This window comes from Saccharothrix longispora, assembly GCF_030852425.1.
GTDB classification, from domain to species: domain Bacteria; phylum Actinomycetota; class Actinomycetes; order Mycobacteriales; family Pseudonocardiaceae; genus Actinosynnema; species Actinosynnema longispora.
The window spans coordinates 16590-28800 of record NZ_NSDM01000002.1; the positions used below are offsets into that span (position 1 = coordinate 16590).

At 73.5% G+C, this 12211-nt stretch carries 11 protein-coding genes; 6 read left to right on the forward strand and 5 right to left on the reverse strand.

All coding sequences use genetic code 11. The annotated features are described in order from the left end of the window. Nucleotide 1: 1 nt before the first annotated feature. From CKY47_RS05695 to CKY47_RS05715, 5 genes are all read left to right on the forward strand, one after another. Nucleotides 2–523 carry a hypothetical protein gene (locus CKY47_RS05695; RefSeq protein ID WP_306744576.1) on the forward strand — a complete coding sequence of 174 codons (522 nt, stop codon included), beginning with the start codon at nt 2–4 and terminating at the stop codon, nt 521–523. Between the two features lie 79 nt (nt 524–602). After that, nucleotides 603–731 (forward strand): hypothetical protein, encoded by a 129-nt coding sequence (locus tag CKY47_RS05700; protein WP_306744577.1) that lies wholly within the window; start codon nt 603–605, stop codon nt 729–731. Between the two features lie 234 nt (nt 732–965). Further along, nucleotides 966–1526, forward strand: coding sequence for a hypothetical protein (locus CKY47_RS05705; RefSeq protein WP_306744578.1), 561 nt, complete (start codon nt 966–968; stop codon nt 1524–1526). Next, complete coding sequence (locus tag CKY47_RS05710) at nt 1523–2854, forward strand: ATP-grasp domain-containing protein (protein WP_306744579.1); 1332 nt, start codon at nt 1523–1525, stop codon at nt 2852–2854. The genes CKY47_RS05705 and CKY47_RS05710 overlap by 4 nt, the downstream gene beginning before the upstream one ends. After that, nucleotides 2851–4287, forward strand: coding sequence for a pyridoxal phosphate-dependent decarboxylase family protein (locus tag CKY47_RS05715; protein ID WP_306744580.1), 1437 nt, complete (start codon nt 2851–2853; stop codon nt 4285–4287). Before CKY47_RS05710 ends, CKY47_RS05715 begins: the two co-directional genes overlap by 4 nt. 373 nt (nt 4288–4660) lie before the next feature. Here CKY47_RS05715 and CKY47_RS05720 read toward each other — a convergent pair whose 3' ends face one another. The 5 genes from CKY47_RS05720 to CKY47_RS05740 all read right to left on the reverse strand — a co-directional run bounded on the left by CKY47_RS05720 (nt 4661) and on the right by CKY47_RS05740 (nt 11202). Next, a complete protein-coding gene (locus CKY47_RS05720) occupies nt 4661–5314 on the reverse strand; it encodes a hypothetical protein (protein ID WP_306744581.1) in 654 nt (217 codons plus the stop codon). Between the two features lie 817 nt (nt 5315–6131). Next, on the reverse strand, nt 6132–7265 hold the full coding sequence (locus CKY47_RS05725) for a hypothetical protein (protein WP_306744582.1): 1134 nt from the start codon (nt 7263–7265) through the stop codon (nt 6132–6134). A 319-nt stretch (nt 7266–7584) separates the two neighbouring features. After that, on the reverse strand, nt 7585–9006 hold the full coding sequence (locus CKY47_RS05730; protein ID WP_306744583.1) for a peptide ligase PGM1-related protein: 1422 nt from the start codon (nt 9004–9006) through the stop codon (nt 7585–7587). 224 nt (nt 9007–9230) lie between these two features. Next, nucleotides 9231–10202 (reverse strand): NAD(P)H-dependent flavin oxidoreductase, encoded by a 972-nt coding sequence (locus CKY47_RS05735; RefSeq protein WP_306744584.1) that lies wholly within the window; start codon nt 10200–10202, stop codon nt 9231–9233. A gap of 58 nt (nt 10203–10260) precedes the next feature. Beyond that, nucleotides 10261–11202, reverse strand: a complete 942-nt coding sequence (locus CKY47_RS05740; protein WP_306744585.1) for a DMT family transporter — start codon at nt 11200–11202, stop codon at nt 10261–10263. A 116-nt stretch (nt 11203–11318) separates the two neighbouring features. Between CKY47_RS05740 and CKY47_RS05745 the strand changes: the two genes are divergently transcribed. Then, nucleotides 11319–12191 carry a LysR family transcriptional regulator gene (locus CKY47_RS05745; RefSeq protein WP_306744586.1) on the forward strand — a complete coding sequence of 291 codons (873 nt, stop codon included), beginning with the start codon at nt 11319–11321 and terminating at the stop codon, nt 12189–12191. Nucleotides 12192–12211: the final 20 nt, after the last annotated feature.

A 12211-nucleotide genomic window follows, 5' to 3' on the forward strand; every position in this document is an offset into this window, starting at 1 on the left:
CATGCGTCTGCGTTCCCTGATCCTCGTCGCCGCGGTCGCCCTGTCGACCGCCGTCGGCTTGTCCTCCCCCGCGTCGGCGTCCGTGCTCGACGTCAACTGCCCGCTGGGCACCCAGGTGGGCACCTACTCCCCCGGCATGACGCTGCTGCCGCGCCAGATCGACTTCACCGCCACCGGCACCCTGGGCGGCTGCGTCTCCCCCACCCACCCCGACATCACCGGCGCCACCTTCACCGCCCTGGTCAGCGGCACGTTCAGCTGCCTGTCCGGCTCCACCACCAACACCTCCACCTACCACTGGAACACCGGACAGCACAGCACCGTCCAAGGCGGCTTCGAGATCAACCTCAAACCTGGCGGCACCACCGTCCTGGTCCTGACCGGCACCGTGGTCGACGGACTCTTCCAGGGCTCGACCGTCGTGCAGACCAAGATCCTGCCCGCCACCGACCTCACCGCCTGCCTCACCCCGCAGGGACTGACCAGCGTCAGCGGCACCACCTCATTCACCGCCGTGCTCTGAACCCGTGGACACCGCGTGACGGGCACCGCGACAGCCACACCCGATCGACAGCAGTCCACTCGCGAACGAGGAGGAACCAATGCCGAACTACATCGTCATCGGCTCGGGCGGACCGATCGTCATCATCATCGAGTTGGGCGGCGTGGACGTCTCGTCCCTGCGCCCCATCGACCTGGAGAAGCTCGACGTCGCCGCGACCGCGACGTGAACCGCACCGGCTGACGGCACCTCGGTACCGGGCGAGCCGGCCGATCGGTCGAGCCGTGCCGGGCGATCACCACGGGAGCCCGCCGGACGAAGAACCCGTCCTGGACGGGGACGCACCCGTCCTCCCCACCCTCATCCGTCGGGGTGCGACGGCCTGGCCGTTCACCCGGCGACGGCCAGGCCGCCTCCGATCCAGCCGGAACCCGCACCGCGAACCTGGAAGTGGTCGTCGAACATGAATCCAGCCGTGTTCCGGTCCCGTTGTCGCCGTCTCGTCGCCGTCGCGTGCGGCTCCGCTCTGCTCGCCGTCTTCTCGGCGGTCGCGCCGACCGGCGTCGCGGTCGCGGACGACGCCCCCGCCACCGGCGTCGTCGTGTGCACCACGACCTCGACCTGGACCTACTCGCCGGGTGTCGTGCTGGTGCCGAGGCCGGTCGTCACCCGGGTCGACGACCGGTACACCTCCTGCCTGTCGCCCACCGGTGGCGGCGTCACCGGGGGTTCGAGCAGCTTCACCGTCGAGCGTGACGCGGGCTGCCTCGAACCCGTCGCCGCCGTCCCGGAGACGCGGGTGATCACCTGGGACGACGGTCGCACCAGCACGTTCAGCTACACCGTCACCGTCAGCTCCCTCCCCGGGCTCGACGTGGTCACCAAGACCGGGACCATCACGGCGGGCGCGTTCGCGGGCCATGCCGCGCAGGCGACCCAGGCCGCGCCGACCCTCGACCTCCTCCAGTGCCTGGGGCAGGGCGTCCAGCGGCAGACCGCGCTGGGCACCTTCGCGATCCTGTGACCACCCGTACCCCCGCGGGCCGGGTGGAGATCGCGGGCGTCGCGGCGGAGGTGGCGACCCTGCTGCGCGAACTCGCACCCGACCTGTGGTGGTACGACCGCTCCCCCTTCCTGAGCGACTCCGCCCGTTCCGCGCTGCCGTGGCTGCGGTACGAGCGCCGGGACCACCGCGCGGAAGCCGCCGACGGGCCACCCGGTCCGCCGGTGCCGGCGCGCTCGGTCCCCGCCGGGCGGGTCGGGATCACCTTCGCCCCCGAGGACGGCACCGGTGCGCGGTCGTGGGCGGCCGGCCGCGGGCTGCGGCTGCTCGCGCCCCCGCGAGCCGCCGCGGAAGTCGCCGCTGACAAGATCGACTCGCTGCGGCTGTTCGAGCGCGCGGGCGTGACCGTGCCGGCAACCGGGGTGGTCCTCGCCGACCCCGGTGACGCCGAGTCCTGTTGGGCGGCGGGCGGTGGCCGCCCGGTCGTGGTGCAGCGCCGCGCCAACAACCTCACCGGCAAGGGCACCCGACTGGCGACCGACGTCGCGCAGTTGCGCGCGGTGCTCGGCGACTGGCGCGGTGAGCCGCTGCGGGTGTCCGCCTTCACGCCGGGCATCCCGTTGACCGTGAGCGGGTGCGCCACCGGCGACGGCACCGCGGTGTCCGCGGTGTCGCACCAGCTGGTCGGCCTGTCCGAGCTCACCCCGTACTGGGGCGCGCACTGCGGCAACCAGTTGGTCGCCGACGACGAGCTGCCCGCCGGGGTCGGCAGGCGGTGCCGGCAGGTGTGCGAACAGGTCGGTGACCAGCTCCGCGAACTGGGCTTCCGCGGCGCGTTCGGGCTCGACCTCGTCGCGGCCGTCGACGGCACGGTCTTCGCCGTCGAGATCAATCCCCGGTTCCAGACCGTGGTGTCGCTCGTGCACGCGCAGGAGATCGCCGCGGGCCTGCTGCCGATGCTCGGCGCCCACGCCCTCGCCTCGCTGCTCCCGTCCGTGCCGGTGAGGCGGGTCCGCACCGCGTGCCTGGCACTGAGCCAGCTCGTCGTGCCCGTCGTCCACCGCGGCGTGCTCGACGCGATCCCCGCCTCCGGGTGCTACCGGCTGGAGGCCGGCGAGCTGCGACCGCTCGGGCACAAGCAGCTCACCGACCTGCGCCCCGGCGAGGCGCTGCTGTGGCAGCACGCCCGGCCCGGCGACCGGGTGCGCCCCGGTGAGGAACTGGTGCTCGTCCAGCTGCCCCACCGGGCGGCCCCGGTCGGCGAACGGCCCGCGCTCGCCCCCGTCGCCCGGGCCTGGGTCGACGCGGTCCACCGGGCCACGACCGTCATGGAGGGACCACCGCGGTGACCACCCCTGCCCCGCACGAGCTGGACCTGACCGCCGAGCAGATGCGCGCGCTGGGCCACCGGGTCGTCGACCTGGTGGTGGACCACCTGCACGAGCAGCGGAACCGACCCGTGCACCGGCGGGTGGAAGCCGGTGAGGTCGACCACGTCCTGACCGAGCCCGTCCCGGAGGACCCCGCGGACCCGGCCGGGCTCGTCGACTTCCTCGCCGCCGAGGTGCTGCCCCGGTCGCTGCGCCTGGGCCACCCCGGATGCTTCGCGTTCATCCCCAGCGCCAACAACTTCCTCGGTGTCCTCGGCGACCTGCTCGCCTCCGGGTTCAACACCTCGCCCGGCGCGTGGTTCGTCGGCGCCGGACCGGCCGCCGTCGAGCAGGTCACCGCGCGGTGGCTCGCGGAGCTGCTCGGGATGCCGGCGGGCACCGGCGGGGTGTTCACCCCCGGCGGGACGATGGCCAACCTGACTGCCGTCGCGGCGGCCCGGTACGACCGGCTCGACGACGATGCCGCCGACGCCGTCCTCTACTGCTCCGACCAGACCCACCCGGCGGTGCTGCGCGCCTGCCGCGTGCTCGGCCTCGGCGACTCCCCGCGCGTCCTGCCCAGCACCGGCCACCGCCTCGACCCCGACCTGGTGCGACGGGAGGTCGACAGCGACCGGCGGGCCGGCCGCAGGCCGTTCCTCGTGCTGGCCAACGCGGGGACCACCAACACCGGCAGCGTCGACCCGCTGCCCGAGCTCGCCCGGCTGTGCCGCGAACACGACCTCTGGTTGCACGTCGACGGCGCGCACGGGGCCGCGGCCTCGATGACCACCAGGGGCCGCGCCGCCCTGGTCGGGTTGGACGAGGCCGACTCCGTCGTCATCGACCCGCACAAGTGGCTGTTCCAGCCCTACGAGATCGGCTGCCTGCTCGTGCGGGACCCGGCCACGCTGCACCGGGCGTTCGCGCTGGGCCGGTTCCGCGCACAGGCCGGGTACCTCGACCTCGCCCGCCCCGCCCCCGGCGAGGTCAACCTGTCCGACCACGGCGTCCAGTTCACGACCGCCGCCCGAGCGCTCAAGCTGTGGTTGTCGTTCAAGGGCTTCGGCGTCGCCGCCTTCCGCGCGGCCATCGACCGCGGACTCGACCTGGCCGAGCACGCCGCCGACCTCGTCCAGCGGAGCCACGAGCTGGAACTGCTCGCCGGACCGAGCCTCGGCATCCTCTGCCTCCGGTACCGGCCACGGGCAGCGGACGGCGCCGCGGACCTCGACGCGATCCAGGCCCGGATCGCCGAGACCGTCAACCAGGGCGACCGGTTCATGATCGCCACGACCGACGTGGACGGCCGCCGCGCCCTGCGGCTGTGCACCATCAACCCCCGCACCACCCCGGCCGACGTCGACAGCCTCGTCGTCGACGTCCTGGAAGCGGGACGCGCACTGGAGTGACCAGCCTGCCGGCCTGACACCGGCCGCCCTGGACCCGGCGAGCAGCGCCTGCACCCCGAACAACCGGTGAGGGTCGACCGGGCAGGACGACGGGCACTGCGCGTTGCCGGGTGCCGGTGGGTGGGCGCGGCTGCGGGCTCGCCGGCCATTACCGGTGTCGCGCCGCGCCGTGTGGCGAGTCGGGGCGACTATCCGGCGGCCGGGCCGTGAACCGGGCCGCCCACCGCGAAGCCGATGGCTCCCACGGCGGACGGTCACCGGCCTTCGAGGCCGAGGTCCACCCCAGCGTCACGCGGTCGAGTACGCCACCGACGTGGGGCGAGCGACAGGGTCCGAGCCGCTACGCGCGCGACACGGTCCGGACGGGCAGCGGTCAGTACCTGATGACGAGGCAGCCGTTGCCTCCGACGTCGCCGGTGTACCCGCCGACACACCGCCGTCGGCTCCGTTCCCACCTCTCCCGGTGCCGGCCGCGCACTCGGACGGCACCGCCGCGCCAGGTGCGCCACCCGCACCGCCGCCGCCGCTGAGGACACCATTGCCGCCGGTGGCGCCGTTCGCACCGGGGGTGGTGGTGGACACGGTCCCCGCGCAGCTCACCGAGCTGCTCCCGGCCCCCCACGCCGCCGGTGTTGTCGCCGAGCGAGCCCTTCCCACCGTCACCGCCGCCACTGCCGGCCCGCACGGTCGTACCGGTGGTGATGCCGGAACTCCCACCCCACGCTCCGGCCTTGGTCCGGTAGACGCCCTCCCGCAGGCCACCTCCGGCACCGCCGGCGCCGACCGAGATCTTCAGGAGGGTGACCGAGGTGACGGTCAGCGTGCAGCTGGCGTTCGCGCGGCCCCGGCACCTCCCCCCACCGGGCCCGGGGACGGGGAAGGTCGGGTTGCCGGGGTTGGTGTAGACCATGAGCGAGGCCGCGTGGGCGGGCGTGGCCACGGCCGGCGGCAGCAGCAGCACCGTCAACGCCACCGAGGTGAGCCCTCTTCGGCGGGTGGCACAGCCGGACGGGTCGACGGGCCGCATGGGTCCTCCTCGGACTGGCGAATGGTGTTCACGTTTCGTGGGCGTGCACGGCAGTCGTCCGGAACGAGGACGTGCCGCGGCCGACGGGAGCCGTGCCCAGGCAGCGAGGGTCAGCTGCACCACGCGAAAGTTGTCGCATCGACCTCCGATCACCTGGGCGACACCGCACAGCCGGGCCCAGGCCGGCTCCGAGCGGACGCCGGCAGTCGAACAGCCACAAAGCCCTGCACCGTCGGGACTTCCTTCTCCAGTCCGCGATCGGGCATGGCCGGCCTCCTGCTCGTCGACCGCAGCGCCGGAGCCCGACGTTTCCGCGCCGCTCGCCGTGGAAGGGTGGGAACCGGTGATGTCAGCCGTCGCGGTCGTGATTCCGTCGAACTGACCCCATCGGTACTCGGCGTGGCATCCGGGAGTCGGGCAGTCAACGGGCGGTCGCGTCGGGCTGCCGCCGCGGGTGTTCGCCTGTGAACAGGTGGTCGTCACCGCGACGATGGGGCCTTGTGACCAGGTCGGCGGCGATGGCTACGACTACGCCGTGGACGAGGGCCGAGCCTGCGTGGCGATCTTCGACGCGGTGGGCCGCGACCTGCACGCCGGCCCGATCACCTCGATCGCCCCGGCGGTCACCCGCAACGCCCGCCGCGGTGCTGCGCGGCGGACAGGTGGTGCGGCTGCTCGACACGACCGGCGCACCCCGCTGGGCCGCGTACACGACCTGGGGCCACGGCGATGCGCGACGCGGTGCGGTTCCACCGCAACGCCTGGATGACCTGACCGGTCGCCCCGGGTCGCGAGCGCCCGGGGCGACCAACGGGCGTCAGCGGGACGGAGTCGTGGCGACCGGGGTCCAGCGGACGCCCTTCCAGGTGCCGGCGGCGGTGGTGCTGCGGCCGACCACGACGCCGTGGTTGTTCAGCGCGACCGGCGTGCTGTAGGCGCCGCCCAGCGAGTCGAGGTAGGTGAGCTGCCCGTCGCGCCAGAGGAACACGCGGCTCGACGAGTGGTCCGGCGACGAGGCGTGCCCGATGATGTCGCCGCGCTCGTTGATCGCGGTCGCCACGGAGTTGCCGGGCACGCCGAGGTCGACCTGCTTGCCGCCGGCGGGCCACAGCACCGCGCGGGACGTGCCGCCCTCCAGCACCCAGCCGATCGCGTCGCCGCGCTCGTTGAGGGACTGCTCGCCGTGGGCGAGCCGGCCGCTCTCCGACAGGACGGTCATCTCCTCGCCGTCCCAGCGCAGCGCCACCATGCCCCGGTTGGCGACGATCACACCGGCCTCGTTGATCGCCTCCGGGTCGTACGTGCCGTAACCCGGACCGGGGGTCAGCTCCGTGCACGCGCCGTCGGTGCAGCGGAGCGCGGCGAACTCCTGGAAGGCGGCGGAAGCGTAGCTCGCCGCGACGACACCGGCGTTGTTGATCGCGTACGTCGACACGTGATCACCGGTCACCGGCAGCTCCACGTGCCGCTCGCCGTCCCACACGGTGGCGTGCTGCTCGCCCCGGGACGACGTGGCGTACGACATCGGCACGCTGCCGTCGTCGTTGATCACCTGCGCCAGCGCCCACGCGGCTCCCGGTGGGGTGATGGCCTTCCGCTGACCCGCGAACCAGATCCACGGCTTCTGCGTGTCCGGCACGCCGTCGGAGGTCAACCCGAGCACCTTGCCGCTCTGACTGATCGCGCCGGCCAGACCGGGGCCGAGGTCGGTCGCACCGCCGCGCGGCGCCCACAGCACCGCGCGCGTCAGCCCGTCGCCCTGGGCGCTGCCGATGATCTGGCCGAGGTCGTTGACACCGGTGGGGTGGTAGCCGAGGGCGCCGGGCAGGCCCGCGACGCCCGGCAGTTCGGCGATGACGTGCGTGGGGGACGCGACCGCCGCGGGAGTGGTGGCCAGTGGCAGGGCTGTCGCGAGCACCAACACGGCCAGCGACGCGCGTAAGTCGGGCATGATCGCTCCGTTGCGAGTATGTCCTGAAGTGGTACTGGATCGATCAACGGTAACCCCCGCGCGCCCGCGGTGGTGTCGGCCGGACAGCGCAACGGTCCGGCCGCTCCCTCGCCCCGCGCGTGCGACACGCCGAGGCCGGGCAGGCGGTGTCGGGTCACTGCACAGGTCGACCTGGACGGCGTGTTCCGCGAGCGCGTCCGGGAGGTGCCGCGTGGTGGTCTCCGAACCCGGTCGGACGACGTGACCAGCCCGACCGCGGCGACGCGCGCCGCGGGTCGCCGATCGCACGACCGGCGTCCGCGGTCACCGTCGTCCGCGGTCAGGCCGTCGTGGCGGGCACCCGTTTCGCGGCGGTCGCGCGCAGGGCCGTGACCAGGGTGTCGTAGCGTCGCTGGGCGTCGTCGCGGGAGGTGCCGACCGCCACCATGCCGAGCTTGCCGAACTCCGGCAGGGCTCCGAGGGCGTAGTAGAACGCGCCGGTGCCGGTCGTGTGGTCGTAGGCCACGCCGTGCTCGCGCGCGATCCCCACGAGGTCGTCGTACGAGAGGGAGCGGAACGCGTCGTCCTGGATTCGATCGCTGGTGACGTAGTGGCGCGGCGAGCCGTCGGGGGCCAGGTGGTGGCCGGTGCCCAGGTCGTAGTGGCCGCCGACGAGCCCGCGCATGAACATGTACGGCGCGGTCGCACCGCCCATGCGCAGGTTGATCTCCAAGGCGTACACCTGCTCGGGGGCGGCCTCGTCCACGACGAAGTCGACGCTGAGCTGGCCCACCACGCCGGCGCTCGCCAGCGCCCGGCCCACCCGCGTGGCCAGTTCCTGCACGCGCAGGCGGTAGGCGTCACGAGCGGGGAACGCACAGCCGACGAAGGTCTGACCGGACGGGCCGCCGAGCACCTGGTCGTGGGTGGACAGGACGCGCACCCCTCCCCGCGGGTCCAGCTCCAGCTGGGCCGACGGCGAGCGGAGCGCGCGTGCCTCCACGAAGCGCTCGACCACGCCTCCCATGTGCTCGAACTTGTCCCGGAAGGAGGGCCACGTGTCGCCGGGGGCGTTCAGCCGGGTGGCGATCTGCTCGGCGATCCAGTCCTCGGTGCCCGCCTCCGGCGCGCCCTCATAGGAGAACACGGCGTTCCCGGCCCCGGCGAAACTGTCGTTGAGCTTCACCACGGCTTTCCGGAGTTCCGGCGCGGCGTGCTTCAACCGCGCCAGCGCGCGGATCAGGTCGCCTTCCGAGAACAGGTCCTCGAAACCGTCGGGCACCGGCACGCCCGCTTCTTTGAGGAGGGTGCGGCCACCGCTCTTGGTGCCCAGCGCCGACAGCGCCGGGTCGCAGGAGAACATCGGGATGCCCAACCGCAGCGCCAATTCGCGCTCCAGGTCGGTGCTGTTGAACACCACGAGGTAGGCCCGTGCGGGGTCGCGGACGGCCGCCTTGATCCCCCGGACCAGCTCGGGTCGCCGGAGCACCTTCTCGGTGAGCGGGGCCGGCGAGTCGTCGTCGCAGTCGAGCAGGGTCAGCCGGTCCGCCGCCCCGGTGCCGGCCAGCGCGGGGACCAGGCCGAGCGCGTACTCGACGGCCTCCGGAGCGATCCGCTCGCTGGTCGCGTAGACCAGGTTGACGTTCGGCTCGCGCAGCAACTGGAACTCGAAGAGCAGCCGCTGCTCGAAGTGCACCGCGCCGGGGATCTTGCGCAGCTCGTCGGGGTGCAGCGTGAGGCTGGGCACCACCACGACCGTCACGGGCGCTCCCGAGGTGTCCTCGAACAGGACGCCCAGGCGCTGTTGCAGCCGGGTGAATTCCGTCTTTTCACAAGAATCGTTCCGCACCGGGAAAGGTTACCGAATCGGGCGCGGGACGACCTACGCACAGAGCGGTGAATCCATTAATCCAAAATGATGACAATACCCGAAGAGCTGTAACGATCCGTGAGATGAATGAGAGTCATTTAATGTATGAGCCGTCTTCATCCGGCGCAACCGCGAGACAAGTCGAGGACGATCGACGCGGCGGGTTCGGCGGTCGTCCCGATCAACCCGACCCCCTGGCCCGCGTACATGGCCATGCCCTCGACGTCCCCGACGTGGCCGACGACCGGCACGAGGTCGGCGTAGCGCCGGACCGGTCCGAACGAGGCGTGCTCGGCGACGACCTCGCCCTCGCCGGGGCGCGCGCCCGGACCCGGCCGGCCCGCCTCCTCCCAGCGGGTCAGCGTGGTGTTGCGCAACGCGCGGTGCGGCGCGTCGGGCCAGCCGTCGCGGAACACCCCGGTGTGCACCGCGTCCTCGGCGGTGGCCGCCCGGAGCCGCTCGCGGTACCGGGGGTGCGTCCCCGCCTGCTCGGCGACCAGGAACCGGGTGCCGACCCACACCCCGCACGCGCCCAGCGCCACCGCCGCCCGGACGCCCCGCGCGTCGCATATCCCGCCGGCGGCGAGCACCGGGACCGGTGAGATCCGGTCGACCACCGCCGGCACGAGGGCCAGGGTGGACGTCGTGCCGCGCACGTGCCCGCCCGCCTCCCAGCCCTGTGCCACGACCACGTCGACGCCGAGGTCCGCCGCGACGCGCGCCTCGGCCACGCTCCCGGCGGTGTGGACGTGCAGGGCCTCCGCGGCCTCGATCCGCCCGCGGTAGGGCGCGGGGTTGCCCCAGAACGTGGAGACCACCGGGACGCCGTGGTCGAGCACGAGGGCGAGCCGCTCGTGCTGCGGCCGGTCGAGGACGAGGTTGACCCCGAAGGAGCGCGACGTGAGCCGCCGGACGGCGTGGATGCGGCGGTGCAGCTCCGCCGGGGACGACCACGTGCCCGGCAGGAACCCCAGCCCGCCCGCCTCGCCGACGGCGGCGACCAGCTCCGGCGTGCAGGCGTTCCCGATCGGGGCCTGCACGACCGGGACGTCGACGCCGAGCCGCCCGCGCCACCCGGCCCCGGTCACGACCGGCGCCCTCCGCGCGTGGCGGGCACCCGCCGGGAGCCGCCCGGCCGGACCGCCGCTACGCGCGCTGCGCCGCCGCGGCGGTCCGGCCGCCGGTGCGCATCCGGGTGACGAGGATGCCCGCGATCACCAGGGCCGCGCCGACGAAGGTGTTCCAGCTGACCGGTTCGGACAGCAGCACCGCGCCGATGGCCGTCGACCACAGCGGGATGACGTAGGTGACCGTCGACGCGGCCGTCGGGCCTGCGTGCCTGATGACCTGGAGGTTCAGGATGTACGCGACGCCGGTGCCCAGCGCGCCCAGCACGAGCAGCGCGATCGCCGCGCCCCAGCCCGGCCAGGTCGGCGCCACGCCGACGGCCGCCGTGACCACGGCGAGCTGGGCGGTCGCGCAGCCGACCTGGACCGTCGACAGCGCCGCCACCGAGCCCGGCCGCTGGGAGAAGAAGCGCCGGGCGTAGGCGAACCCGGCCCCGTAGCACGTGGTGGCGGCGAGGCAGGCCAGCCCGCCGACGAGGGTGCCGCCGGCGATCCCGCCCCACACGCCGAGGATGACCAGCACCCCGCAGAAGCCCAGGACCAGTCCCGTGGCCTTGGTCGCGGTCAGGCGCTCGTCGCGGACGAGCACCACGACGAACAGCATGGTCAGCAGTGGGGTGGTGGCGTTGAAGATCCCGGCCAGCACCGAGTCGACGTGCTGCTCCCCGTAGGCGAACAGGGCGAACGGGGCGGCGTTCAGCAGCGCGGCGACGACCAGCGCGTGCCCCCACGTGGCCGCGTCCCGGGGGATCGCCAGCCGCTGCACCGCGCACACGACCAGCAGGGCCAGCAGCCCGAACAGGCAGCGCCACAGGGCCACCCACAGGGGGTGGACGCCGGCGTCCACCCCGATCTTGATCAGCGCGAAGCTCGATCCCCACAGCGCGGAGAGCCCGATGAAGCTCGGCAGCCACCGCGCGGTGTCGCCGTGCGCCGTCGCGGGCGCCGTCGGCGTGGTCATGTCGGATGCCCCCTTCTGGCGGCGTCCGTCCCTTCGGGGTGCCGCTGGGGGCCATGGTCACCAGTCGGGCATCATGAGTCCAATGAGATTCGCTTGAATCCCCATGAGGATATTTCATGAGCATCGGAATTCCCCAGATCAGGGCCTTCATCGCCGTGTCGGACACAGCGAGCTTCTCCGCGGCGGCCGCGCAGCTCGGCATCAGCCAGTCGGCGGTCTCCCACGCGATCGCGTCCCTGGAGCGCGCCACCGGGCGGCAGGTCCTGATCAGGGGGAACCCGGTCCGCCCCACCTTGCTCGGCGAGCGGCTGCTGGTCCACGCGCGGATGGTGATGGCGTCGATGACCTCGATGGAGGACCTCGCGCACCACCACGACAGCGGGCTGCGCGGCAACCTCGTGCTGGCGGCTCCCCCCACCGTCTGCCACGGCCTGCTGCCCGGCCTGCTCGACCGCTGGCGCGTGGAGTTCCCCGGCATCTCGATCTCGCTGTTCGAGGGCGACGACGACGAGGTCACCGGCTGGCTGACCGGCGCGAGCGCCGACCTCGCGGTCGTCGTGGACCCGGCCGGCACGCCGCCGGGCGCGGTGCTGCTGGCCGAGGACCGCTTCCACGCGGTCCTGCGCACCGACCACCCGCTGGCCGAGAGCGGGGCGGTCGACGTCACCGACCTGGAGGACGACCCGTTCCTGCTGTCGCTGGGCGGCTGCGAGCGCCACATCCAGGAGTTGCAGCGGAGCAGCGGGGCGCGGCTCAACGCGGTCCACCGGGTGCGCCAGCTCGGCACGCTGTTCGCCATGGTCCGGGCCGGCATCGGCGTGTCGATCGTGCCGGGCCTGGCCGCCGGGATGGAGGGACCGGACCTCGTGCTCGTCCCGCTGGTGCAGCGCATCAGCCGCGAGCTGATCCTCACCGGTCCCCGCAACCGGCCCTGGCACCCGGCCACGGGCGCGCTGCTGGCCTCCGTGGAGCAGCAGCGCGCCGCCTGATCCGGCCGGGTGGCGGCGGA

Bases quoted from the DNA above. Each gene is read 5' to 3' on its own strand.
- CKY47_RS05705 (WP_306744578.1), top strand. From the start codon at position 966: ATGAATCCAGCCGTGTTCCGGTCCCGTTGTCGCCGTCTCGTCGCCGTC.
- CKY47_RS05745 (WP_306744586.1), top strand. From the start codon at position 11,319: ATGAGCATCGGAATTCCCCAGATCAGGGCCTTCATCGCCGTGTCGGAC.
- CKY47_RS05720 (WP_306744581.1), bottom strand. From the start codon at position 5,314: ATGCGGCCCGTCGACCCGTCCGGCTGTGCCACCCGCCGAAGAGGGCTC.
- CKY47_RS05740 (WP_306744585.1), bottom strand. From the start codon at position 11,202: ATGACCACGCCGACGGCGCCCGCGACGGCGCACGGCGACACCGCGCGG.
- CKY47_RS05695 (WP_306744576.1), top strand. From the start codon at position 2: ATGCGTCTGCGTTCCCTGATCCTCGTCGCCGCGGTCGCCCTGTCGACC.
- CKY47_RS05725 (WP_306744582.1), bottom strand. From the start codon at position 7,265: ATGCCCGACTTACGCGCGTCGCTGGCCGTGTTGGTGCTCGCGACAGCC.
- CKY47_RS05700 (WP_306744577.1), top strand. From the start codon at position 603: ATGCCGAACTACATCGTCATCGGCTCGGGCGGACCGATCGTCATCATC.